We start from the raw sequence: 24,173 nt of genomic DNA, 5'->3' as shown, positions 1-24,173 counted from the left end.
TCACTGCGGCCCCTACCCCACTGTCAGAGCCGCCTGGATCTGCTCGATGCTGAGCAGGCCCTCGGCGGTGAGCTCATCGACGCGTCCTCCGGGGTAGTCGACGTAGACGTAGGCAGCCCGTACCGACCCGGTGGGCACGCCCTGGGAGGCAGCCCAGGCATGGACGTAGACGCTGAGCTGGTCCACGGGCACCTGTCGGCGCCCGGTCTTCCAGTCGACGATGAGCCACCCTGCCTCGTCCTTGCGGCGGAAGACGGCATCCATGCGGCAGCGCAGGGTGGTGGCGCCGATGGTGATCTCCCGGTCCGTCTCGGTCTCGGCCAGGACGTAGTCCTCCAGGAGCGGCAGGTTCTCGGCAGTGCCCAGCCAGCGCTCAATGCGGTCCCGGTCCTGGGGTCCGAGGCTGTCGGGCACGCCCGCCTGCCCCAGGCCGAACAGGGTGCCGCGAGCACTCAGGCGCTGGGCGACGGCGTCGTGGAAGACGGTTCCGAGCCGGCCGGCGGCGCGGGGTTCGGGTGGGAGCGGGCGACGCAGGTCGAGTGCGAACTGGTGGCGGTCGGCGCGCAGGTCGTCCAGGCGGGTGGCGGCCAGGTGCTCGGGCAGGCGGACAGCGGGTCCGCTGGACAGGGCCCGGGTGCGCTCGGCCAGGAGGAGTCCCGCCTCGAGTCGCCACCGCCGCACCGTCTCGTCATCGGGCTGGGCCTGAGCGGGCGCCTCCTGGATGGTGTTGGTTCCGCCCATGGCGGCGGTGACCCGGGCGGCGGCCGCGTACCGGGCTCGGCGCACAGCGGCGACGCGGTCCGTGACCGCTGTCCCCTCTCCCCCAGGCTCCGGGGCCTGGCTGTCCAGGGGCTCCGCTGCGTCGGCGTCGGGGGGCCAGGTGCCCACCTGGGTCAGGGCGGTCAGGGGGTTGGGGCGGGACTCATCGAAGTCGACCCAGCCCTCCGCGTAGGGAGACAGGAGGTCGCGCCGCTGGAGCTCGGTGAGGAAGCGTGAGGGGCGGCGGGGCTTGGAGGCGGTCTTGGACAGGTGAGAGCCGGTCAGGAGGAGCTCGTGGCGGGCCCGGGTGAAGGCCACGTAGGCCAGGCGGCGCTCCTCGCGCAGGCTCTGGCGCCCGAGGGCCTCCTTGTAGGCGCTCATCGTCTCAGTCAGGAGGGGCTTGTCCGTGACAGCCGGGTCGAGGTCCCCCACGGTGAAGGGGGGCAGGTCGCCGGCGTCGGCACGCAGCGGGAAGGGGAAGGTGGAGGTGGAGCCCATCCAGCCGGTCTCCGCGACACGAAGGTCGTCCTTGACGGCGCTGGTGTAGGAGGGGAAGACCTGCTCGTCCATGCCGGGGACGGCGACGACGTCCCACTCCAGACCCTTGGCGGCGTGGACGGTGAGGAGCTGGACCGCCCCGGGCGAGGGCTCGACCTCGGGGGCGCTCATGGCGTCCTCGTGCTCCTCGGCGGCGTCGAGCCATTCCAGGAAGCCGGTGAGGGTGGGGGCGTCGGTGTCGGCGGCGAAGGCCCGGGCCGTCTCGTGGAAGGAGTCGAGGGCACGGTGCCCCATCGGGTGACCGACCCGGGCGGCGATCTCGATGTCGAGGTCGAGGACCTGCTCGGCCAGGGCCACGAGGTCGGGCAGGGGCAGGGAGACGGCCTCCCGGATGCGTCGGATCGCCCGGGCGGTGCGCAACGCGACGGCCCGCCCGGCCTCGGTCAGGTCCCGGGCCGCGGCGGACTGTTCCTGCTCTTCCTGCACTCCGTCCTCATGCCATCGCAGCAGGGTGTCCAGGGCCTCGCTGAGCAGTGGGGAGTCGGCCTCGGCATGGTCGCCGTGAGGTCCTGGTGCTTCCTTGCCGCTTTCGGTCGCGGGGCGGGTGAGCTCGCGGGCCAGCGACGCCAGGGCCCGCAGGTCGCGGGCACCGATGCCGAAACCAGTCAGGAGCCTGACCACCCGGTCCCCGCGCTCCGGGTCCGAGGCCGCGGTCAGCAGGGCGCGGACGTCGGCGACCTCGGGGACGTAGAGCATCCCGCCCAGGCCAATGATCGTGTAGGGCAGGCCGGCGGCCTCCAGCTCGGCGGCAATGGGATCCATCTGCGCCCGGGTGCGGCACAGGACGGCCATCTCGGCACTGGGCGACCAGCGCTCGGCGAGGAAGGCGACGACTGTGCGGGCCTCCTCGGCTGGGTCCTGGAGGAAGGCCCCGAACGCCGCCCCGGGCTCCAGGCCGAAGGCCGCGGGGCGGGCCCGCAAGGGGGCGACGGTGAGGTGCTCGCCCACCGGGTCCCCGTCCTCGACGACGCCGGAGCGCAGAGGCGCGGAGACGACGTTGGCGACCTCCAGGATGGTGGAGTCGTTGCGCCAGGAGGTCGACAGCTCCAGGACGGGGGTGGCCTCGACCGGTGAGGTCCCGGAGTCCAGGAGGGCGGTGCCGGTGGGGTTGAAGCGCTGGTGGAAGGTGTCCAAGGCTGCGGCGCTGGCTCCTCGCCACCCGTAGATGGCCTGGTGGGGGTCGCCGACGGCGGTCACCCCGGAGTCGGCAAAGAGGGCCGACAGGAGCCGGACCTGGGCCACCGAGGTGTCCTGGAACTCGTCGAGCAGGACCGCGGGGTACTGGGCCCGCACCTGGCCGGCGGCCTCGGGGACGGACTCGGCGATGGCGCAGGCCAGGGCGATCTGGTCACCGAAGTCGAGCAGGCCGTGGTGACGCTTGTGCGCATGCAGCTCGGCGACGACGTCGAGCAGGGCCTCCCACTCGGCCATGACGGCGGGCGCCTTGCCGACCAGGGTCTTGCAGCCCTTGATGGCGGCCAGGGCGGTGAACTGCTCGGACAGGTCGGCCAGGTCCTTGGCGGCCTCCTCGATGGTCAGCAGGTTCTGGCTCAGGGAGTCGGCCAGGACCAGGGTGGCGCTCGCGTTGTGGCTGAGGCTCTCGTTGGGCAGCGGGAGCGTGCGAGCCTCGAGCAGGGAGGTGACGATCTGCCAGGAGCGGGCCTGGGTGATGAGGGTGGAGTCGGGGTCCACGCCGATGCGCAGTCCGTGGTCGCGCACCAGGGCGCCGGCGAAGGAGTTGTAGGTGGCGATCATCGGCTCGCCAAAGTCGGTGGCGTCAGAGGTGCCCTCCGCTCCGCTGTCGTGCTCCGGTGCGGCGACCGGGAGCAGGCCGGCCGCACTGAGGCCGGCCAGGCGGGAGGCGACGCGCTGGTCGAGCTCGGCGGTGGCCTTGCGGGTGAAGGTCAGTCCGAGGATCTGGTCGGGGCGGACCTGCCCGGTGGCGACCAGATAGACGACTCGCTGGGCCATGGTGGCGGTCTTGCCCGAGCCGGCTCCGGCGACCACCAGCAGGGGGCTCAGCCGGTGGGCGATGACGCGCGCCTGCTCCTGGGTGGGGGTGTGGATGCCGAGCGCCTCCGCCAGGGCCTGGGGGGTGAGCCGGTGTGGGCCGGTGGGGGTCATGAGACGACTCTCCTTCCCTCGACCTGCACGGGGCAGGAGTCCTTGACCTGGCAGGTACGGCAGTGCTCGCCGGTGCGGGCCTCGATCTGCGGGCCCACTCCGTCCACGGCCGCGGCGGCCACGAGGTCCTCGGCCCAGTACTCCTCGCTGCTGTCGGCAGCACTGTTCACTTCCTCGTCAGGCTCCTGCTCTGGTTCCAAGGCTGCGGGGCTGGGGTCGAGTGCGGCACCCGGCGGAGCCAGGACGTATCCGTCCCCGGAGCGTTTGGAGGGCTCCTTGCCCAGGAGCACGAGGGCTCCGCCAACGACGTCGAGGCCCTGCGAGCTCAGGGCCAGCCGGTAGGTGGCCAGCTGGGGGTGACGCTGGACGTCCTTGGGGACCCGCTGCCCGGTCTTGAGGTCGATGACGCGCACGGTGCCGTTCCGGTCGGGGCCGGCGGAGTCCTCCAGGTCATCTCCCGACAGGCTGCCGAGGTGCTCGAGGCGGTCGATGCGCCCGGAGATCGTGATCGGGACGGCGTTGCCGCCTTTCGTCGGTATCCGCAGGCCGGCCCGCTGGCGGACCGTGGGGCTGAGGACACTCAGGGGGATGTCAACGTCGGCGCGCACGGGCTGTTCGACATCGGCGCGCACGCCCAGGGCGTCGCAGTCAGCCAGGTAGGCGTCGAGGCGCTCGATCATGGCGCGGGCGCGATCTGCGGCCAGGCCTCCCTGCCAGGTGGCGGGGTAGCCGAGGTCACTCAGGCGCTCCTCGAACGCCTCGCGCAGGGCCGGACCGCGCAGGTGCTCCTTCTCCGCCCGTTCGGCGACGGCGTGGACAAGGCTGCCCAGGGCCTGGGCGTCGCTGGCGGGGGCCGATCCGCCGCTGCGGGTCAGGAACCACTTCAGCGGGCAGGCGGCCAGGCCCTCCACGTCGGAGGGGCTGACCCGTATCCGCTCGCCGGCGGCGATGAGGGGGGCGGTGGAGGTGGGGCCGGTCGCGCCGATCCAGGTGGCGGGGTCGGCGCCAGGTACGCCTTGGCGGGCGAGGTCGGCCAACAGGTCGACGGCGGCCCGGCCGCGGCGGCGCTCGGCGTCGGTGGCCGTTTCGAGGTTCCCGCAGATGGCGGCGTGGCGCAGCTCCCCCACCAGGCCGCGCAGGGTGAGGTCGCCGGTGTCGGGGGTCAGGAGAGGGGCGCCGTCGGCGTCGGTCAGGGCGATCCCGGCGCTGCGGGCGATCTCGGTCAGGAAGGGTGAGGGGGCGTGCTCGGTGTCGGCGGTGGCGGTCAGCAGGAGGCGCCTGGAGGCGCGGGACAGGGCCATGATGAGCATGCGGCGCTCGTCGGCACGCACCTGTGCCCGGGCGGCGGCCACGGCGCCGCTGCCGCCGCTTCCCTCCCCCGGTGCGGCGGTGTCTGTGGTCAGGCGGCCGGTGACGGCGTCGACGAGCAGGCCGGTGCGGGTCAGGGAGTCCCTCAGGCGCAGGTCCGGCCAGCGGTCCCGCTCCAGTCCGACAACCACAACAAGCTCCCACTCCTGGCCCGCGCAACCCGCCGGGGTCATGACGGCCACGCCCTCCGGGCGCCGCCCCTGAGGGGCCACGGAGTCCGAGGGCAGGACCTCGGCGTCGAGCTCGGCCAGGAAGCTGGAGGCGTCCTGGCCCGGGTGGCGCTCGGCCCAGACCTCGGCGCGTTTGAAGAGGGTGGTGACGACGTCGAGGTCGTGCTCGGCGGCCTCGGACAGGAGCGATCGCACCGAGCTCGCCGAGGGCGGCAGGGCGGTGGCGCGCCAGGCCTCGGCCCGCTCGGAGGCGTTCCAGGCGGCCCACAGCAGGGCCTCGACATCGCGCGGGGCCTCGGCCGGGGTCTGCCCGATGGCGGAGCGCAGGGCCTCGAGGATCCTGGCTGCGGTGAGGAGCCGCTCCGCCTGGGCGCTCAGCGGCTGCCCGTCCAGGGACCGGGCGAAGTCGGAGGCCTGCTCAGGGTCGGCCAGCAGGGCCAGGAGGGCGGCGTCGCCGCCGGTTCGGGGCCCGGTCCCTACAGCGGGAACGGGGGCGGGACCGGTTGTGGGTGCGGTGGTCCTGGGCTCACTGGGCTCGGCCGCACTGGAGTGCGGGGTTGCGGCCGGCTGGGCCTGTCGCAGCCTGCGGCGCAGCCGACGCAGGTCCATGGTGGTCAGCCCCACCAGAGGACTGGTGAGCAGACTGATAGCGGCCTCACGCTGGGGCGGTTCACCGTGCCCGCCCAGCTGGTCGCGGATGGCGGCGCGCACGATGTCCAGGAGTGCGGCCGCAGCCGGTTCTGCGCGTAGCAGGACCGCGGGCGTGCGGGAGGCCAGGGGCACGCCTCGTCTGCGCAGGTCCCTGGCGAGGGTCTCGGCGTCGGCGGCGCTGCGAACGATGACCGCCATCTGTGACCAGGCGGTGCCGTGGTGGACGTGCTCGAGCCTGAGCGTCCGGGCGACGTGGGCGTGTTCCTGCCAGGCGGAGGAGGCCAGGATGACCTCGACGCCGGCCGCCGCCTGCGGGCGCTCAGCGTCGCTCGCCCCGGAGGAAGGCCCTGCCGAGGACCGTACTGAGGACTGGGGCGCCAGGGTCGTCTGCCGGTGGGCCGTCGTGCCGGTCACCGGGACCCGGGCGCTCTGGTCGGCCACCACCGCCGCGATGGCCGGGTTGCCTCGGTAGCAGGTGGTCAGGCGCAGACGGGTGGCTGCGAGCCCCGAACGGTCCTCGGCGGCGACGAGCAGGCTGGGGGTGCCGCCACGGAAGGTCTCCACCGCGACGTCGGGGTCGCCCAGCACCACGATCTGCGCCCGGTGCCCGTCGGGGTCCGGGGTGGCCAGGGCCGTCAGGAGCCTGGCGGTGGCTGCCGTGCAGTCCTGGTAGTCGTCCACGAGGACGAGGTCCGGGACGGGGCGGCGAACGGTGACGGCGTCGGAGCCCCAGGAGCTCAGGGCCTCCACGGCTCGGTCCTGGAGGCGAGCCGTGTCCATCTTGCGGGTCTGGGCCCTGCGCTCGGCGCTGGCCCGCCCCTGAGCGTCCCAGGTGCGCAGGAGCTGGGACGCGGGCCCCCAGATGGGGACGTTGAGCCGGCGTGCCAGGTCGGCCAGGTCGTCGGCGCTGATGCCGAGCTCTCCGGCGCGGGCCAGGAGGTTGCGCAGCTCGGAGCGGAACGCCCGAGACCCGGTGGCCTCGGCGGGGAGCCCTGGCCAGGTGACGGTGCTGACCATGGAGGCCAGGGCGGAGTCCTCCTCCGCACCGGCCAGAAGCACCGGGGGCGGCAGCGGGGCGGGCCGCATGGTCAAGGAGGTGGTCAGGATCGTCAGGGCGAGGGCTGCGGGGGTACGCACTCGGACGACGCCGTCGCCATGGCCCTCACGCAGCAGGTGGGCGGCCCGGCCGCGCAGCCAGTCGGCCCGCGCCCGGGTGGGTGCCAGCAGGACGGCGTCGCGGCCGCCAGCGACGGCCTCGGCCAGCAGCCTCAGGGCCAGAGAGGTCTTACCGGTCCCAGGAGCCCCCAGGACGACGACGTTGGAGCCCTCAGCCACGCGGTCCAGGACCCGCTGCCCATCAGCGTCGGCGGCGGGCAGCTCGGCCGCCTCGGCGGGCGGGAGGAGACGGACGGGGTCCTGGGACATGGGACCATCTCACCACGGGCCACCGACAGGATCGTGCACCGTTAACGGATCGTCATCGGTCACGAGCCCTCCACCCGGAAGCGCCGGCGGCGCATGTTCCGCGTGGCGCGAAACGGCGCGGCTCCTGGGGCGCGCGAAGGACCGGCACGGCCGCAGCCCCCTAGGATCGAGCCAGGTTCACGCCCTCTCCCCGATGGGCGCTGTGCCGCTCAATACGGCACACAGACGATGCGAAGGAGCCCCATGCAGGTCACGATCGGAATCAAGCACGCCAGCCGCGAGCTCTCCCTGGAGACCTCCGACTCTCAGGAGAAGGTGCTGGCCGCCGTGGCCGACGCCGAGACCAAGGCCGTCATCCTCAGCGACGACAAGGGCCGCAAGGTCTTCGTGCCGGCCGGCTCCCTGGCGTACATCGAGCTCGGCGAAGCCGAGCCCCGCCGAGTCGGCTTCGGTATCTGAGCCTCTCCCCCACGACGAGCACGCACAGGGCCCAGGTCTGGCGGACCTCATTCCACACCGTTCCGCTGCTGATCTGGGCCCTTGCCTTATCACTCAGCGTCCTGCGAGGAGGCTGAGAGTCGATGAACCGGAACGGCAGGCAGGAGGATCGGTACGCATGAACCTGACGGAGCCTGCCGAGCGCGTCCGATCACGATCGGCGACGACGTCTGGGTCGGCGGCAACGTCACGGTCCTTCCTGGTGTGACCATTGGCTCGAGCACTGTGGTCGGAGGAGGCAGCGTCGTCACCCGCAGCATCCCTCCTGGTGTCATCGCCGCGAGCAACCCGGCGCGGGTGATTCGGGACGTGACCGAGGCCGATCGCACCGGCTACCGACCGATCCACTGAGGCCCAACCCGGCGCAGAGTTGTTCGTCCTTCGATTCTTCACGTTGCCAACATGCAGGCCGATACAGTCGCTCTCATGAAGTCACCTGTGCTCGCGGTGATGTGTGCCGCCTTGTTCTTCATCAATGGCGTGCTGCAGCTACTTCTGGCCCTGGGACTTCCTTTGGGCCGGTTCGTCCTGGGCGGCGCCTATACCATCTCCCCTGTCCTACTCAGGCCGGTCAACCTGGCACTCTTTCTGGCCTGGTTCAGCTGCGGCCTGGCGTACCTCAGGTACGGCGGTCTGATACGCCGGCCCCTGCGTGATCGCACCGCGCGAAGGGTTGTGTATGCCTCAACTCTGTGGCTGATCATCGCCTCGGCCTTCAACCTCTTCATCACCACCAGCGAGTTCGAGCGTTATGTCACCGGGACGCTGTCCACTATTGCCTGTGTCCTGAGCATATGTCTCGTATGGCGCCGCGACCGGCTCTGCGCGTGCAGGATTGGTCCCCGGCGTTAGGGTGGAGTGCATGGATCGCCAGGACAGCCAGAGGGGCCTGCTCGCCCAGTGGATCGAAGAGTCCAACCGCATCGTCTTCTTCGGCGGCGCCGGGGTCTCCACGGAGTCGGGGATCCCCGACTTCCGGGGCGCCAAGGGCTTCTACCACCAGGATCGGGAGATCCCCCTGGAGCAGGTCCTGTCCATCGACTTCTTCACCGTGCACCCACAGGCCTACTGGGAGTGGTTCGCCCAGGAGAACGCCCGCGAGGGCGTGGCCCCCAACGCGGCGCACAGGTTCGTGGCCGATCTCGAGCGGGCCGGGAAACTGTCGGCCGTGGTCACGCAGAACATTGACGGCCTCCACCAGCGGGCCGGCTCCGAGCGGGTCCTCGAGCTGCACGGCAACTGGTCGCGCCTGACCTGCACCGGCTGCGGCGAGCACGTCACCCTGGACGACGTCGACGGCGCCCGCTCCGGCGAGGTCCCCCGCTGCCCCGCGTGCGCCTCGGTGCTGCGCCCGGACATCGTGTTCTACGGCGAGATGCTGGACAGTGACGTCATGGAGGGGGCCGTGCGGGCCATCTCGGAGGCGGACCTGCTGATCGTGGCCGGCACGAGCCTGATCGTCTACCCGGCGGCGGGCCTCATCGACTACTACGCCGGTGAGCGCCTGGTCCTCATGAACGCGACTCCCACGCCGTATGACTCCCGCGCCGACTTCATCATCCGTGAGCCGGTCGGGCAGGTCTTCGAGGAGCTGGGGCGCAGGAGCCGCCGGCCCTAGCTGATCCCCTGGTCCTCCAGGTCCACGTAGCGCTCGGTTGCGTCGGACTCACTGAGAGTGGCCGCGTAGTCGGGCACCTCGCTCTGGAGGGAGCGGTCCGTGCGGCGGTAGCCCGACGACGGGAACGAGGGCTTCTTGGGGAACTTCATCTTGGGACGCTCCACGTGCTCGTAGGGGATGGACTCCAGCAGGTGGTGGATCATGTTGAGGCGGGCCTTGCGCTTGTCGGCCGACTCCACGACGTGCCAGCGGGCGGAGTCGATGTCCGTGTGGACGAACATCTCGTCCTTGGCCCGCGAGTAGTCCTCCCAGCGGGGCAGAGCCTCCAGGTCGGTGGGCGAGAGCTTCCAGCGCCGCATGGGGTCAGTCATGCGCGACTTGAAGCGCTTGTACTGCTCCTTCTGGGGAACGGAGAACCAGTACTTGCGCAGCAGGATGCCGTCGTCGACGAGCATCCTCTCGAAGACCGGGCACTGCTGGAGGAAGCGCCGGTGCTCCTCCGGGGTGCAGTAGCCCATGACGTGCTCGACGCCGCCGCGGTTGTACCAGGAGCGGTCGAACAGGCAGATCTCGCCGGCGGCGGGCAGGTGCGCAATGTAGCGCTGGAAGTACCACTGGGTGCGCTCACGCTCAGTGGGGACGGGAAGCGCGACCACGCGCGCAATGCGCGGGTTGAGGTACTCGGTGATCCGTTTGATCGCCCCACCCTTGCCGGCCGCGTCACGGCCCTCGAAGATGACGACGACACGGGCTCCAGTGGCCCTGACCCACTCCTGCATCTCGACCAGCTCCGCCTGCAGCCTCAGCAGCTCTGCCTCGTACAGGGAACGGTCCATGGTGGGGTGCTTCTTTGCCATACTTGAGTTTCGCACAGATCCCACGCGGGCGCGCAGGCAACCCGACGATCTCCGTTCAGACACAGCAGAGGAGCCCGGTCCTGGGAAGGACCGGGCTCCTCTGGAGTGGTAGCGGGGACAGGATTCGAACCTGCGACCTCCGGGTTATGAGCCCGGCGAGCTACCGAACTGCTCCACCCCGCGTCGGTGAGACCAACCTTAGGGGGCGTCCCACCTTCGAGGCAAATGACGAGGGCGTGCCCTTGCTCACCGCCCGGTGAGGCGGGTCGCAGGGCACGCCCTCAGTGGCGGCCGACCGGGGGCTCAGCCCAGCTTCTTCTGGGCCTCAACGGCCCGCTTGACGGCTTCGTTGAGGCGCTTCTGCGCATCGCCGTATCCCGACCAGTCGCCCTTGCTCCTGGCTGTGTCCGCGTCGGTCATCGCGGTCTGAGCGTCGGAGAGCGCCTGATCGAGCTCCGCCTTCGGATCCGAGGTTCCCGAGGCCGACGGGGTGGCGGAGGAACTGGAGGACGCGCTGGCCGAGGCCGAGGGGGACGCACTGGCTGAGGCCGTGGGCGCGGCGCTCGGGCTCGCCGATGCCTTGGCCCCGCCATCCGCCGTCGGGTCCTTGCCGTCGGTCGTCTCATTGGTGTCATTGGCCGCGGCGGCATCGCCGTCGATGGCCTCCTGCCCCGTGGTCGCCCCGGAGTTGCCGCCGAAGACCTGGTCGAGCGCCCCCGAGAGGGTATCGGCGAATCCGACGTTGTCCCCGAAGGAGACCAGCACCTTGCGCAGCAGCGGGTACTGAGTTCCCGACGACGACTGCACGTAGACGGGCTGGACGTAGAGCAGTCCGCCTCCCACGGGCAGCGTCAGCAGGTTGCCCTTGATGACCTGGGAGCCCTCCTGGGACAGGAGGTTGAGCTCCTTGGAGATCTCCGGGTTGGAGTCGAAGATGTTCTGCACCTGCCCCGGCCCGGCCACGTTCGAGGAACGCGGAAGCTCCAGGAGTCTCAGCTTGCCGTAGCTCGGACTACGCTCCCCCTTCTTCCCGGTCCCGGGAGAGGTCTCGGAGTCCACGGCGAGGAAGCCGGTGAGCACGTTGCGGTTGGTATTTCCGCCGATGATGTAGGCGCTGGACAGGGAGAAACTCGCCTGGTCCTGCCCGGGCATCTTGAGGGTCAGGTAGTAGGGGGCCTGCTGGTCCTGACCGGGTGTGGTCGGGTCGTCCGGGATCTTCCAGAAGTCTCCACCGGAGTAGAACTCCGCGGCGTCGTTGACGTGATAGGTCGCCATCATGGTGCGCTGGACATTGAACAGGTCCTCGGGGTAGCGCATGTGGGCGATGAGGTCGGCGCTCATCTGGCTCATGGGCGTGACTGTCCCGGGGAAGACCTTCTGCCAGGCCTTGAGGATCGGGTCCTTGTCATCCCACTGGTAGAGCTTGACCGACCCGTCATAGGCGTCCACGACGGCCTTGACGGAGTTGCGCACGTAGTTGGACTCCTCCGGCGCCCGCAGGAGTCCGCCCTTGTTGTCGGCGGTCGCCGTCGCCTTGGCCAGGGACTCGTGCTGGGCGTAGGGGTAGTTGTTCGTCGTGGTGTAACCGTCGACGATCCACATCACCCGCTTGGGGGTGGCCGGGTTGTCGTCGTGATCGACGACGGCCGGATAGGGGCTGTTGTCCAGGGTCAGCCAGGGGGCCACCTTGGCGACGCGCTTGGCCGGGTCCCGGTCGTAGAGGATCTGGGATCCCTCGCGCACCTCCTGGGAGAAGAGGATGTTGGCCTCCCGGAACTTGGCGGCGTAGAGCAGGCGGTTGAACGGGTTGGACACGCTCGGCCCGCCGTTGCCGGCGAAGGTGGTGTTGACCTGACCGGTCTTGGACTCGTCGTCGGGGTAGTCCAGCTCGCGCGGCGAGCCGTTGTCCTTGCCGCCCACGATGGAGTAGGACGGCGAGGACTGACCGAAGTAGATCCGGGGCTCGTACTTACCCAGGTCGCCCTGGGAGGGGATGCCCCCCTCCCAGAAGGAGGGGTAGCCGCGGGTGGCCACCGTGTTGCCGTAGGCGTTCACGACGCCGTAGCCGTGGGTGTAGACGGTGTGCTCGTTGACCCAGGTCTGCTGCTGCTCGCCCAGGCCGGACAGGTTGAGCTCACGCACCGCGATCACCGTGTCCCGACTGGTGGAGTCCACCTTGTAGCGGTCCACGTTGAGCCGGTTCGCGAAGGAGTAGTACTGCTTGTTCTGCTGGACCTGCTGGAAGGTCGGGGAGATGAGCCCGGGGTCCAGGAGCCGGATCGAGGTGGTGGACTCGGCGTCCTTCTCCAGCTGGCCGGCCGCCGTCTTCGTCGTGGCGTCGTAGTTGGTGGTCTCCACGTTCTCCAGGCCGTAGGCGGCCTTGGTGGCATTGATGTTGCGCTGGATGTACTCGGCCTCCTGGCGCTGGGCGTTGGGGTCGACGATGAACTTCTGGATGACCAGCGGGTAGGCGGTCCCCACCACCAGGGAGGAGACGATCATGACAACCACACCGATGATCGGCAGGCGCCAGGAGCTGGATCGCACCGAGGCGACGAAGAGGAAGGCCACGGCCAGTCCGATCGCCGCGAGAATCGCGTTGGCGGGGATGACGGCGTTGACGTCGGTGTAGTTGGCGCCGTCGAACTTGGAGTTGGAGGCGTACAGGGCGCTGTAGCGACCCAGCCAGTAGCCCACGGCCCGGATGACGGCGTACAGCGCCAAGAAGATCGCCAGGTGCATGCGGGCGGCCTTGGTGAAGTGAGGCTTACGCACCACGGAGATACCGCCGTACAGGTAGTGGACGACGATCGAGGCCACCCCGGCGAACAGGACGACGCCGGACAGGAAGGACACGAGCGTCAGCACTGCGGGCAGGATGAAGACGTAGAAGGAGATATCGATCCCGAACTGGGGGTCCTTGACTCCGAAGGACTGGGAGTTGAAGGCCAGCAGAATCTCCCGCCAGCTGGGGGCCAGCTCCCAGGCCGAGCCGAACAGGGCCAGCACCGCCGGCACTGCCCAGGTCAGCCGACGTCGCACGGGCTCGATGACGGAGCGGTAGGCCTCGAGGTTGCGCGTGGCCTCGTCGTCGGGCATCCCGATCTCCCGGGCCCGGTAGGCCCTGGTCATCGAGACGAAGACGGCCCCGAACATGATGCCGAATCCCACCAGGAACAGGACGATGAGGGCAATCCACTGCGTCCACAGCACCCGGGCGTACCCGATCTGACTGAACCAGAGGACCTCGGTCCACACCTGCGACAGGATGCCAATGACCACAGCGATGGCCGCGATGATCGAGATGGTCAGGACCAGCGGACCGGGACGTCCGCCGCCTTTACCGGTGCGCGGAGCGCGGGGAGGACGGGGCCCTCCCCCACCCATGCGTCCAAGGCCGAACAGTCCGGCTAAGTTGTCAGGCTTGCCCTGCCGGGACGAGCCGGCGGACTTGCTCGAGGACTCCTCGGAGGTTGAGTCCGGGGACTCGTCATCGGGCCTGGTGCTCACGATCCTGCTCCCTGTCTGACGTGCGTGGTGACGCGGCCTCGCACACGGTGAAACATGGCGTCATCGGCCGGAGGGGCCGCTCGGTCCATCGTCCCACACACCTCTGACACGGCCATAACCTTCTCCAGGATGAGAAAACGCCTCGGGTGGCCAGGGCGCGCCACCTGACTGATGAAGCCTCGTCATTGGAGGAGGCGGCGCCACCAGTGAGACGATGGCGGCGTGACTGACACAATGCATGACGAGGCGACCACCGAGGGGGCGGGTCGAGCCGCAGCCTTATCGGCAGGGGCCCTGGCCCGCGCGGTGACGGAGACCGAGACTCACGTGGCGGCCCACGGCTGGGACCAGCCGGTGCGCGTCTTCGCGCTGGTGCGCACCGCCGAGGCTCTTGAGGCCGACCCGGACGTGGCCGACCTCCTGGACGCCGCCACCGTGGAGGAGGCCCGCTCGAACCCCGAGCTGCTCATGGTGGTGGAGCAGGAGGGGCTGCCGCCCGCCGCGGACCTGGAGCACCTACTGGCCCAGCTCGCCTGGCCCGACTCCGTCCACGGCGCCGCCATCAGCGTCGAGCGGCTGGTCCTGCCGCCTGCGGCCCAGGAGGAGGCCGAGGCCATCACCGATGCCGCCGAGCGTCTGGCTTTCCTCCAGGAGCGCCCGGATCGCGAGGACATCCGCATGGTGGTGGGGGTCCTGCGCGGCGGGCAGTCCTGGTGCGTGCTGCGCTCACGCAGTCACGACGACGACGCCTCGCTCTATCAGGGCGAGCGCCTGGTCCCCGGCCTGATCGAGGCCCTGGAGGCGACCTTCCTGTAGCCGGTCACCGTCGGGAGAGCACTCGACGCCGGTCACCAGCGCCGCGTGGCCCCGTGCGCCTCAGTCCTTGTCCGTGCCGGTCGGGTCCTGCTCGTCGGGCTCCCCGGGCGAGTCCTCGCCCCCGGCGCCGGCCGAGGCGGGGTCGGCTGACTGGCCGGGCTCCTGGGAGGCGGCGTCGGCGGAGGCAGGGCTCCGGTCCCCGAGCCCCTCGGGGCTGTTCTCGTCGGCCTCCTTGGCGCCCTCGGCGTACCCGAGGGTCCCGTCCAGCAGGGAGGCCAGGTCGGCGTCGATCTCGGCGTCGATGTCCTGAGCCATGCGCCGCATGGTGAGGAAGTCCTTGGGGTTGGCGAGCTCGGAGGCCGTGGGCATGACGTCGGGGTGGTTCCAGAAGGCGTCGCGCTCGGCGTCACCGGCCTGGGCGCCCAGGTGGGCCCACAGCTCGGCGGCCTCCCGGGCCCGGCGGGGACGGAAGGTCAGGCCGATGAGGCGGGCGAAGACCTGCTCGGCGGCGCCGCCCTGGGCCCGGCGCCGGCGCATCATCTCGGCCAGTGCCATGAGGTGGGGCAGGTGCGGTGCGGCGGCGCGGGCGGTGACCACCTCGACCCAGCCCTCAACGAGTGCCAGGAGCGTCTCCAGGTCCTCAAGGGCCTCGCGCTGGGCCGCCGTCTCCTGGGGCGCGAACAGCCCGCTCTCAAGGGCCTCGCGCAGGGCGTCGGGGTCGTTGGGGTCGACCTGGGCCACGGCGGACTCCAGGGTCTCGGTGTCGATGCGGATCTCGCGGGCGTAGGCGACCACTGCCTGGAGCACCTGCCCGCGCAGCCAGGGCACGTGGGCGTAGAGGCGGGCGGTGGCGGCCTCCCGCACGGCCAGGAACATACGGGCCTCGTCCTCATCGACCTCCAGCCCCTCGGCGAAGGCGGCCACGTTGGCGGGAACCAGTGCCGTACCGGGCTCACGGGTCAGGGGCAGGCCGGTGTCGGTGGCCCCCAGCGCCTCCTTGGCGAGCTCACCGATGGCCTGGCCGATCTGGAGACCGAAGGCCGTGCCGGCCATGGTGCGCATGATGGATCCGAGCGCCCCCATCTGCTGGGCGGCCTGCCCCATCTCGGCCGGCATCTCCTGAATCTGCTTCTCCAGGGTACGGGCCAGGGCGGTGGTGACAGCCTCGGCCACCGGGGCGCACACGTCCTTCCACACCGGCAGCGTGCGCTCGACCCAGCTGCTGCGGCTCCAGGCCTCCCGCTGTCCGGGGGCCGGCATGAACTCGGTGGCCGTATCCAGCCACAGGTCGGCCACCTGAAGGGCCTGACGCGTGGACTCGGCGACCGCGGCGGTCACCGTCGGGTCGCCGTCGCCACGCGCCTGCTGGAGGGCCAGCTCCTGGCCCATCTGCCAGTTGACCGGCTCGGCGGTGGAGGCGGAGAACATCTGCTGGAACTGGGCGCGCATCGCCAGCAGCTGGGCGGGACTGAGCTGGGAGATGTCCCCCACCCCCGGCATCTGGGCGATGGAGCTGGGATCCACCCCGGATGAGCGCAGGGCGCTGACGGCGTCGGAGGCCATCTGCTCACCGAACAGTGATGCGAGCATCTTCTCGAGCTCGTCGAAGGCGTCCTCGCTCACGGGGTTTCCTCTCGCCGGGTCGTCCTTGGGCATCGTCCGGGCCGACCGGACACTGTCGCTAACGGCCCTATGGTCGCACCCATTCCTGTGCCGGGGCTATGTTCCGTTCGCCGACGGCGTGCCCGCTCCGTCCCGGTCGGGCCCGCGTCCTGTCCGTGCCGGCAGTGTGTCGAGTTCGTGCCGGGTTCGTGTCGGTATCTGCGCGTCTTCCTCAGGAAGATGTCGCATGATGAGCGCGTGACGCACCCAGACCAGCACGACGCCGTCGACGCCGCGGGCTCGCTCGCCCCTGACGACACCCGGCCGGCCCCGGAGCCCGAGGATGATCGGCTCGACCAGGCCGAGCACGCCGAGGCCCCGCAGGCGCAGCCCTCCCCGAAGGACCGGCGCCGACGCAGGCTGCGGCGCACTGCGGCGGTCGGGGCGGTCCTGGTGGTGGTGGCCCTCATCGTCGCCGTCTTCACGGTGCCGATCAACGTGGTCATCGAGGCCCCCGGCCCGACCTGGAACGTGCTGGACAACGGCTCGTCGTCGAGCCAGGACGTCCTGAAGGTCTCGGGGACCGAGACCTACCCGACCCAGGGCGCCCTGCGGATGACGACGGTCTCGGTGTCGGGCTGCCCCGGCTACCCGGTGACCACCGCGGACCTCATCGCCGCCTGGTTCTCCGCGGACAAGCGGATCGTGGACCGTAACGAGGTGTGCCCGCAGGATCAGAGCGCCGAGCAGGTCGAGGAGACCGGCAAGGCTCAGATGACCGCCTCGCAGGACTCCGCCGTCATCGCCGCGCTCGTGGAGACCGGCAAGGCCGGAGCCATGCACCTGACCGTCACCGAGGTGGCCGAGCAGCAGACCTCGACCGAGGTCCAGGCCGGGGACGTCCTGGAGACCATCACTCCTGAGGGCGGCCAGGCCACGACCATCACCTCCTTCTCCCAGCTGAAAGAGCTCATGACCACCATTGCCGAGGGCACTCGGGTGACCCTCGGGGTGCGCCGCGGCGATCAGCAGGTGGCCGCCGCGCTCACCACGATCGCCCCGCAGGAGGGGACGACCGGTTCCCTGCTGGGGCTGAGCCTGAAGATCTCGGTGGACAGCAAGGTGGACGCCACTTTCGGCCTGTCCGACGTCGGCGGGCCCAGTGCCGGCATGATGTTCGCACTGGGGGTCGTTGACGAGATCACCCCGGGGGCGCTGACCGGCGGTAAGGACATCTCCGGGACCGGGACGATCGACATCAACGGCCAGGTCGGCCCCATCGGCGGCATCCAGCAGAAGATGGCTGGTGCCCGCAAGGCGGGCTCCACGTACTTCCTGGCCCCGGCGAGCAACTGTGACGAGGTCAAGGGCCATGAGCCCAAGGGCATGCAGGTCTTCGCCGTCGGTACGCTGCACGAGGCCGTCACCGCCACCGAGGCGATCGCCTCGGGCGACACCTCCGGTCTGGCCACCTGCTCGGCCAAGTGACCCCCGCTGACCCGCGCTCGGCCGGGGATAGTTATCCACAGGCCGGCAACTGCCTCTGGTGGCTTGGACACGCCCCGTGCCACTGTCGCACCGTGTCCTGACACGCTCGCCAGGACATCGAGCTCCCGGCACCCTTTCGGGTTCCGGGCGGACTGTGAGGAGGCACGATGCGTGTACGTGGTGGGTGCGCCATCCTGTGGCGCCAGCAGGGCGTCAGCCAGATCGGGACGAGTCCTGGGCGGCGCACCATTGTCAGTGACCTGAGCCTGGCCGAGCAGCGCCTGCTCGATGAGTTCGCGCGCAACCTGGAGAGCACGGGTGTCTACCGGGCCGCCCGGCGCAGCCGGGTGCCGGTGGCGCGGGCGCGTGAGATCGTCGCGGACCTGGAGCGTCAGGGGGTGCTGGTGGCCTCGGCAACCAGCGAGCTCGGCGGGGCCGACGGCGTGTACTGGGACCGGCTCGGAGCTGACGCGAAGGGCCGTGGCGCGGTCCTGTCCCAGGCCGTCCTGGCTGTTCACGGCGTGAGCGCCCTGGCTCAGGAGGCGGCTCTGTGGCTGGCGGAGGCTGGGGTGGGCACGATCCTGTCCACCCGTTCCCCGCAGGACGGGGGCCTGGCTCCGCTGCTGTCGGCACGTTTCCCGGCCCTGAGGACGCGGGCGCCGTTGCGCACCCGTCCTGATGTCATGGTGACGGTGGACGCGCACGTGGTCGAGCCGCTGCTCGCGCGCCGGCTCGCTCAGGAGGACGTGGTGCACCTGCCGGTCGTCGTCGGCGAGGCGGGGGTGCGCATCGGCCCGGTACTCAACGCTCAGGGCCCGTGCTCGACCTGCCTGGACCTGTGGGAGAGGGACACCGACCCGTGCTGGCCGGCGCTGGCCACGCAGATGCGCACCCTGCCCATGCCGGAGGTCGAGCACCTGGTCCTGCACGAGGCGGCGGCGTCGACGGCTCGGGCCGTCATCGACACGCTGGTGGCCCAGGTGACCGGGACCGACGGCACCGGGGACGAGGCTGAACCGGGCGGGGAGGCGAGCGCAGGCTCGGCCGCGTGGTGGTCCACGCACTCGGTGGAGGTCACCGGCCAGGAGCCCCGGGGGCGCCACAGGGCCTGGGAGCGTCATCCCGAGTGCCTGTGCTCGCAGCTGTGAGCGCCGTCGGGCAGGAGTACCTCGGGCCGCTCAGTCCCCGGCCTCGAAGTCGCGCAGGAGGGCCAGGACCGGCCCGCCGTAGTCCTGGAGCTTGGTGGCACCCACGCCGCGGATGAGGGAGAGCTGGGGCAGGCTGGTGGGTTTGACGACGGCGATGTCCCGCAGGGTGGCGTCGGCGAAGACCGTGTAGGCGGGTCTGGACCGCTCCTTGGCGATCTGGGAGCGCCAGGCCCGCAGCTCCTCGAACAGGGCGATGGTGCGGGGGTCGTTGTTGGCCTCGAAGTCGGCGGCGGACTGTCGGGAGCGTTCCTTGGCGCTTTGGCGGCCCTGGTGCCGGGAGGCGTCTCGGCTGCCGTGGCCGGTGGGCCACAGGCCGTCCAGGAAGCGGGAGGGTTTGCGGGAGGCCCGCCCTCCGGCGTTGCGGGCACGGGCGTAGGAGATGATGAGGTGCTCGCGCGCGCGGGTGACGCCCACGTAGAGCAGGCGCCGCTCCTCCTCGATGGCGGCCTGCCCTTCGGCCAGGGAGATCGGCAGCAGGCCCTCGCAGACGCCGGCGAGGATGACGGCGTCCCACTCCAAACCCTTGGCGGCGTGCAGGGAGGACAGGGTGACGCCCTCGACGGTGGGGGCGTTCTGGGCGTCGGCGCGCTCACGCAGCTCGGTGTGGAAGGCGTCGAGGTCGGCGCCGCGGGTCTGGGCCATCTCGTCTGCCAGGGCCACCAGGGCGTTGAGGGCGTCCCAGCGCTCGCGCACGGCTCCGCGGGGGGCGGGCGGCTCCTCGCTCCAGCCCTCGCGGGACAGGACGGTGCGCGCGTCCTGGCCGAGGTCGCCGGTGAGAGTGGCCTTCTCGGTGCGGGCGGCCCCCAGGATGACGGCCATGGCACGCTTGACCTCCTCACGCTCGAAGAAGCGCTCGCCGCCGCGCACGAGGTATCCGATCTGGGCTCCCGCCAGGGCCTGCTCGAAGACCTCGGACTGGGAGTTGGTGCGGTACAGGATCGCGATCTCGCTCAGGGGGACCCCGGCGGCCTGCAGGCGGCGCACCTGGGCGACGGCGCCCTCGGCCTCGGCGATGTCGTCGTCGTAGGTCTTGAAGCGCACGGCGGGGCCGCTGGGCCGCTGGGCGACCAGCTCGACGGCGCCTGCGGGCAGGTGCAGGCCGCCGCCCCCACGCCGCGAGCGCGACAGGACCCGGTTGGCCAGGGAGACGACCTGCGGGGTGGAGCGGTAGTCGCGGCTCAGGCGCACGGTGCGCGCGCCCTCGTAACGGGTGGCGAAACCGGTGAGGAAGGCGGGCGTGGCGCCGGTGAAGGAGTAGATGGTCTGGGAGACGTCCCCGACGACGCAGAGCTGGCGGCGCCGTCCCAGCCACAGGTCCAGCAGGCGCTGCTGGAGCGGGGAGACGTCCTGGTACTCGTCGACGACGAAGTGCTTGTACTGGCCGCGCACCTGGGCGGCGACGTCCTCACGGTCCAGGAGGATCCCGATGGTCAGCAGGAGCACGTCCTCGAAGTCGATGACACCGCGCTCGCTCTTGGCCTCCTCGTAGAGGGACAGGACCTGGGCGACCGTGGCCGCCTCCTGCCCGGCCACGCCGGTGCGGCCGGCGGCGACGGCGGCCTGGGCGTAGTCCTCGGGCAGGGTCATGGTGACCTTGGCCCACTCGACCTCGGCGGCCAGGTCTCGCACGGTGGCCCGGTCGGTGGGCAGGCCCAGGCGGCGGGCGGCGGCGCCGACCAGGGGCGCCTTGTGGGCCTGGATGTCGGGGCGGCGTCCGCCGATGGCGGTGGGCCAGAAGTAGGTGAGCTGGCGCAGGGCGGCGGCGTGGAAGGTGCGGGCCTGGACGCCGGGGACGCCGAGGTCGGCCAGGCGCGAGCGCATCTCGCCGGCGGCGCGGGCGGTGAAGGTGACGGCCAGGACCTGGGTGGCCTGGTAGGCGCCGGTGGCCACGCCGTGGGCGATGCGGTAGGTGATGGCCCGGGTCTTGCCGGTGCCCGCGCCGGCCAGGACGCACAGGGGTCCTTCGAGGTGCTCGGCGACCTCGCGCTGGTCGGGGTCAAGGGCCTCCAGGAGCCTGGATGCGTCGAGGGGGGCGGGGTGGGGGGTGGTCGGGCTCATCGGGACCAGCCTGCCATGCGGCGGTGACAGGAATCGACGGTCCTTGGCCCGGGCGGGGTGGCGTCAGCTGACTATGGGGCCGCCGTACCAGTCCTCGATGAGGAGTCGAGCGATGGAGGTGGGCCCGGGCAGGAGGATGCTGCCCTCGTCGGCGGCCGCGGTGAGCTCGTCGCGGGAGACGAGACGGGCCTCGACGACCTCCTGGCCGTCGGGGCGGGGCCGGTCCTCGCCGGGGGCCAGGCGGGCGCGGCAGCCGAGCATGAGGGAGCGTGGGAAGGGCCAGGGCTGGGAGGCGAGGTACTCGACGTCGGCCACCCGCAGCCCGGTCTCCTCCCACACCTCTCGTGCCACGGCCGCCTCCACGGACTCGCCGGCCTCGACGAAGCCGGCCACGACCGAGTAGCGCCCGGGAGCCCAGGTGGCGCCGCGCACGAGGAGGAGGCGGTCGGAGGTGTCGGTGACCGCCATGATGACGGCCGGGTCGGTGCGCGGGAAGTGGACGGTGGCGCAGTCGGAGCAGCGGCGGGCCCAGCCGGCCTCGATGATCGAGGTGCGTCCGCCACAGCTCGGGCAGTAGGCGGAGCGGGCGTGCCAGGCGGCCAGGGCGGTGGCCGTGGTGGCCAGGCCGGCGTCGCGGGCCGTCATCTGGGCGCCCATGGCTCTCAGGGCGGAGAGCGGGTAGCGCTCCAGCAGCCGGCGCAGGTCGGGGTGGTCGACGGCGGTGCCCTCGGCGTCGGAGCCGGTGGCGGGCGGCTCGGGGGCATCTGGGACCTCGAGCGCCTGGGGCACGACGACGGCGATCCAGGCGGGGCCCGAGGCTGCGTCGTCGGCGAACTCGCGGCCCATGTAGAGGACGGTCAGGTCGGGGCAGCGAGTGGGGGCGGAGGCTCCGAGGTAGCCGACGCGCAGGTCGGGCAGGCCCCAGCCGCTGCGGGTGCCGGGGCCCTCCCAGGCGGTGGCGCCGGGGCTGCCGATGAGGCTGGGCGGGGTGAGGCCGTCGTCGGGCAGGTCGGGGTGGATGGCGGGGCCGGTCAGGGCGACGCGGCCGCGGGCATCGACGAGTAGCAGGCGGGTGTCGGGGTCGGCGGCGAGGCGCTCCAGCAGCCCGGGCTCGCTGCGTCGCTCGGCGTCGCGGTCGGTGGCGGAGCGGGACAGGGCGAGCTGGTTGGTGCGCATGGGTTCACTCTCCCACCCCCTGCTTCGAGGCGCACATGGGCACGCCCATACCGATAGGAGATGAATATGGGACTCGGGAACTTCCTCGGCGACGTCCACGACGCATCCTGTGGCCCAAACTCGCGCGGGTGCGAGGCGGGACCGGCGGAAATGTGTCCATATGGGACGGCTTTAGCGACGAGTCGGTCGAGCGTCATGAGCATCTGTACAGGTCAGAGCGTTACGGGTCGGCTCCGCATGCGAAAAACGGCTTCAAAACCGTCCCATATGGACAAAGTCTGGCTCCTCTGAGCCGCCGTCTAGGCTGGGGGCGTGCGCACCTATCTCGATCATGCCGCCTCGGCCCCGGTCCGTCCCGAGGTCGCCCGGCAGGTTGCCGAGGACCTGGCCAGTGGGCTCGGGGGCTGGGCGAATCCGAGTGCGCAGCACACTGCGGGCCGGCGGGTGGGGGCGCTGCTGGCGCAGGCGCGTGCGCGCCTGGCGAGTGCCCTGGGGGTGGATGCGTATGAGGTGCTGCTGACCTCCGGTGGGACTGAGGCCGACGCCCTCGTGGTCTCGGGGCGGGCGCGAGCGGTTCCGGGCGGGAGGCTGGTGGTCTCTCCGATTGAGCACCCGGCGGTTCTGGACTCGGCGCGCACCGCTGTGGACCAGCTGGGGGCGGGGCTGAGCCTGCTGGAGGTTGACGATGCGGGGCGGGTCGAGCTCGACTCGGTGGATCGGGCGGTGGCGCCGGCGGGCAGTACCGGCCATTCCCCCGCGTCCTTGGTGTCGGTGATGACGGCGAACAATGAGACCGGCGTGGTGCAGGACATGGCGGCGCTGGTGGAGCGCGTGCGGGAGGCCAGTGGCAGCGGGCGTCCCGGCGAGGCCGGGTACGTGCCCGTCCACTCCGACGCGGTTGCGGCGCTGGGGAAGGTTCCGGTGGACTTCCATGGCTGGGGCCTGGATGCGATGAGTCTGAGCGGCCACAAGCTGGGGGCACCGGTGGGCGTGGGGGCCCTGGTGGTTCGCCGCGACCTGGCGTTGACGCCGGCCACGGGCGGGGGCCGTCAGGAGCGGGGGCTCCGCTCGGGTACTCAGGACGTGGTGGCGGCCCGGGCGCTGGCCCTGGCGGTGGAGCTGGCGATCGCCGAGCGGGAGGAGCAGGAGGCCCGGCTGGCGGCGCTGCGGCGTCGGATCCTGGAGGGTGCCGGGGCGCTTGCGGGCGTTCACGCCACGTTGCCGGAGGGTGCCGATCATGTGGCCTCGACGGCGCACTTGTGGTTCGAGGAGGCCGACGCCGAGGCGCTGCTCATGGCCCTGGACCTGGCGGGGATCGATGCGTCGGCGGGGTCGGCCTGCCACGCCGGGGTCACCCAGCCCAGTCACGTGCTCCTGGCGATGGGCTTTGAGGAGGGGCCAGCCCGCTCCACGCTGCGCTGCTCCCTGGGCCGGGAGACGATCCCCGACGACGTCGAGCGCCTGCTCGCCGCCCTGCCCGCCGCCCTGGAAGGGGCCAGGCGATCCTGGAAGGTGACACACAAAGAGCAGTAGGTGGGGATCAATAGCCGCGATAGGCATATCGATCCCCACCTGCCTCAGTGAAGTGCAGTTCCCAAAGAAACTGCAAGACCAGGACCTGAGCGATCTCCACGGTCGCGAACCCACCTCAATGAAGTGCAGTTCCCGAAGGAACCGCGACTGCCCCCACGGGACGCCGTAAGTGTCATGCAAACCGCCTCAATGAAGTGCAGTTCCCGAAGGAACTGCGACCGGGACGCAAACTCCTTGGTCAATCCGGAGCAGTCGCCTCAATGAAGTGCAGTTCCCGAAGGAACTGCGACGACCCGACTATCACGGCCGCCCGCGCGACGGCCACGCCTCAATGAAGTACAGTTCCCGAAGGAACTGCGACTTGGCAGCGTTGAAGATCGGCCCGGAGAACGCCTGGCCTCAATGAAGTTCAGTTCCCGAAGGAACTGCGACACGGGGGTTGAAAGCAGAACTGGTGCCTTCAATCCCCGCGCCTCAATGAAGTTCAGTTCCCGAAGGAACTGCGACAGCAGCCCCTCCTCGGTCTCCTCGGCCTTCGTCGAGCCTCAATGAAGTGCAGTTCCCGAAGGAACTGCGACCGGCCCTCGTCGGTGACCTGAAGGCATATGAGCTGCCTCAATGAAGTGCAGTTCCCGAAGGAACTGCGACGGCCCGCTCAGTATAGCCCGCCACCACGCACATCTGAGGAGACTTCGCGAGCGCTCCACGCTCGGACTCCCACTCAGCCACCCCACCTCACAGATTCCGCGCCATT

At 70.9% G+C, this 24,173-nt stretch carries 15 protein-coding genes, 1 tRNA gene and 1 CRISPR repeat array; of the genes, 8 read left to right on the top strand and 8 right to left on the bottom strand.

Annotation, left to right across the window (positions count from 1 at the left end):
- Positions 1–12 precede the first annotated feature (12 nt).
- Entirely contained in the window at positions 13–3,441 is a 3,429-nt protein-coding gene (locus AB7V09_RS00490; protein ID WP_419142616.1) for a UvrD-helicase domain-containing protein, read from the bottom strand.
- Positions 3,438–7,055, bottom strand: a complete 3,618-nt coding sequence (locus tag AB7V09_RS00485; protein ID WP_419142615.1) for a PD-(D/E)XK nuclease family protein — start codon at positions 7,053–7,055, stop codon at positions 3,438–3,440. The genes AB7V09_RS00490 and AB7V09_RS00485 overlap by 4 nt, the downstream gene beginning before the upstream one ends.
- A 243-nt stretch (positions 7,056–7,298) precedes the next feature.
- Between AB7V09_RS00485 and AB7V09_RS00480 the strand changes: the two genes are divergently transcribed.
- From AB7V09_RS00480 to AB7V09_RS00465, 4 genes are all read left to right on the top strand, one after another.
- On the top strand, positions 7,299–7,514 hold the full coding sequence (locus AB7V09_RS00480) for a DUF3107 domain-containing protein (RefSeq protein WP_009407243.1): 216 nt from the start codon (positions 7,299–7,301) through the stop codon (positions 7,512–7,514).
- A gap of 147 nt (positions 7,515–7,661) precedes the next feature.
- On the top strand, positions 7,662–7,904 hold the full coding sequence (locus tag AB7V09_RS00475; RefSeq protein WP_419142771.1) for a DapH/DapD/GlmU-related protein: 243 nt from the start codon (positions 7,662–7,664) through the stop codon (positions 7,902–7,904).
- A 75-nt stretch (positions 7,905–7,979) separates the two neighbouring features.
- On the top strand, positions 7,980–8,405 hold the full coding sequence (locus tag AB7V09_RS00470; protein ID WP_419142614.1) for a hypothetical protein: 426 nt from the start codon (positions 7,980–7,982) through the stop codon (positions 8,403–8,405).
- A 10-nt stretch (positions 8,406–8,415) separates the two neighbouring features.
- Positions 8,416–9,171: an NAD-dependent protein deacylase gene (locus tag AB7V09_RS00465; protein ID WP_419142613.1), complete on the top strand. Its 756-nt coding sequence runs from the start codon at positions 8,416–8,418 to the stop codon at positions 9,169–9,171.
- Here the strand turns inward: AB7V09_RS00465 and ppk2 are convergent.
- From ppk2 to AB7V09_RS00450, 3 genes are all read right to left on the bottom strand, one after another.
- Positions 9,168–10,007 carry a polyphosphate kinase 2 gene (ppk2, locus tag AB7V09_RS00460; protein ID WP_101558783.1) on the bottom strand — a complete coding sequence of 280 codons (840 nt, stop codon included), beginning with the start codon at positions 10,005–10,007 and terminating at the stop codon, positions 9,168–9,170. The genes AB7V09_RS00465 and ppk2 overlap by 4 nt on opposite strands.
- A 127-nt stretch (positions 10,008–10,134) precedes the next feature.
- Positions 10,135–10,211, bottom strand: a tRNA-Met gene (locus tag AB7V09_RS00455).
- A 120-nt stretch (positions 10,212–10,331) separates the two neighbouring features.
- Complete coding sequence (locus AB7V09_RS00450; protein ID WP_419142612.1) at positions 10,332–13,538, bottom strand: UPF0182 family protein; 3,207 nt, start codon at positions 13,536–13,538, stop codon at positions 10,332–10,334.
- A gap of 234 nt (positions 13,539–13,772) precedes the next feature.
- On the opposite strand from AB7V09_RS00450, the gene AB7V09_RS00445 reads away from it, so the two are divergent.
- Positions 13,773–14,354 (top strand): PPA1309 family protein, encoded by a 582-nt coding sequence (locus AB7V09_RS00445; protein WP_309336909.1) that lies wholly within the window; start codon positions 13,773–13,775, stop codon positions 14,352–14,354.
- Between the two features lie 60 nt (positions 14,355–14,414).
- Here the strand turns inward: AB7V09_RS00445 and AB7V09_RS00440 are convergent, their stop codons facing one another.
- Positions 14,415–15,977, bottom strand: coding sequence for a zinc-dependent metalloprotease (locus tag AB7V09_RS00440; RefSeq protein ID WP_009407147.1), 1,563 nt, complete (start codon positions 15,975–15,977; stop codon positions 14,415–14,417).
- Positions 15,978–16,214: 237 nt separating this feature from the next.
- On the opposite strand from AB7V09_RS00440, the gene AB7V09_RS00435 reads away from it, so the two are divergent.
- Positions 16,215–17,444 carry a PDZ domain-containing protein gene (locus tag AB7V09_RS00435; protein WP_419142611.1) on the top strand — a complete coding sequence of 410 codons (1,230 nt, stop codon included), beginning with the start codon at positions 16,215–16,217 and terminating at the stop codon, positions 17,442–17,444.
- A gap of 167 nt (positions 17,445–17,611) precedes the next feature.
- Entirely contained in the window at positions 17,612–18,592 is a 981-nt protein-coding gene (locus AB7V09_RS00430; RefSeq protein ID WP_309336905.1) for a hypothetical protein, read from the top strand.
- A gap of 30 nt (positions 18,593–18,622) precedes the next feature.
- On the opposite strand, the gene AB7V09_RS00425 is transcribed toward AB7V09_RS00430, so the two are convergent.
- Together AB7V09_RS00425 and nudC are read right to left on the bottom strand one after the other, a co-directional pair.
- Entirely contained in the window at positions 18,623–20,710 is a 2,088-nt protein-coding gene (locus AB7V09_RS00425; RefSeq protein ID WP_419142610.1) for an ATP-dependent helicase, read from the bottom strand.
- A 63-nt stretch (positions 20,711–20,773) separates the two neighbouring features.
- Positions 20,774–21,886, bottom strand: coding sequence for an NAD(+) diphosphatase (nudC, locus tag AB7V09_RS00420; protein WP_419142609.1), 1,113 nt, complete (start codon positions 21,884–21,886; stop codon positions 20,774–20,776).
- A 312-nt stretch (positions 21,887–22,198) separates the two neighbouring features.
- Here nudC and AB7V09_RS00415 point away from each other — a divergent pair, with 312 nt between their 5' ends.
- Positions 22,199–23,419, top strand: a complete 1,221-nt coding sequence (locus AB7V09_RS00415) for a cysteine desulfurase family protein (protein WP_419142608.1) — start codon at positions 22,199–22,201, stop codon at positions 23,417–23,419.
- A gap of 42 nt (positions 23,420–23,461) precedes the next feature.
- A CRISPR array of direct repeats spans positions 23,462–24,061; the repeat unit is 29 nt; unit sequence CCTCAATGAAGTGCAGTTCCCGAAGGAAC.
- Between the last annotated feature and the right edge of the window lie 112 nt (positions 24,062–24,173).

The sequence above is a fragment of the Actinomyces sp. SKVG-SVH-4(1) genome, assembly GCF_048514265.1.
Lineage (GTDB): Bacteria > Actinomycetota > Actinomycetes > Actinomycetales > Actinomycetaceae > Actinomyces > Actinomyces oris.
Note: the sequence above shows the minus strand (reverse complement) of the source record. Positions and strands in the feature narration are given on the sequence as shown.

What these genes read in the sequence shown, in the direction of transcription:
- AB7V09_RS00485 (WP_419142615.1), bottom strand. Translation starts at nt 7,055, where the DNA reads ATGTCCCAGGACCCCGTCCGTCTCCTCCCGCCCGCCGAGGCGGCCGAG.
- AB7V09_RS00490 (WP_419142616.1), bottom strand. Translation starts at nt 3,441, where the DNA reads ATGACCCCCACCGGCCCACACCGGCTCACCCCCCAGGCCCTGGCGGAG.
- AB7V09_RS00480 (WP_009407243.1), top strand. Translation starts at nt 7,299, where the DNA reads ATGCAGGTCACGATCGGAATCAAGCACGCCAGCCGCGAGCTCTCCCTG.
- ppk2 (WP_101558783.1), bottom strand. Translation starts at nt 10,007, where the DNA reads ATGGACCGTTCCCTGTACGAGGCAGAGCTGCTGAGGCTGCAGGCGGAG.
- AB7V09_RS00445 (WP_309336909.1), top strand. Translation starts at nt 13,773, where the DNA reads ATGCATGACGAGGCGACCACCGAGGGGGCGGGTCGAGCCGCAGCCTTA.
- AB7V09_RS00465 (WP_419142613.1), top strand. Translation starts at nt 8,416, where the DNA reads ATGGATCGCCAGGACAGCCAGAGGGGCCTGCTCGCCCAGTGGATCGAA.
- AB7V09_RS00430 (WP_309336905.1), top strand. Translation starts at nt 17,612, where the DNA reads ATGCGTGTACGTGGTGGGTGCGCCATCCTGTGGCGCCAGCAGGGCGTC.
- nudC (WP_419142609.1), bottom strand. Translation starts at nt 21,886, where the DNA reads ATGCGCACCAACCAGCTCGCCCTGTCCCGCTCCGCCACCGACCGCGAC.
- AB7V09_RS00470 (WP_419142614.1), top strand. Translation starts at nt 7,980, where the DNA reads ATGAAGTCACCTGTGCTCGCGGTGATGTGTGCCGCCTTGTTCTTCATC.
- AB7V09_RS00425 (WP_419142610.1), bottom strand. Translation starts at nt 20,710, where the DNA reads ATGAGCCCGACCACCCCCCACCCCGCCCCCCTCGACGCATCCAGGCTC.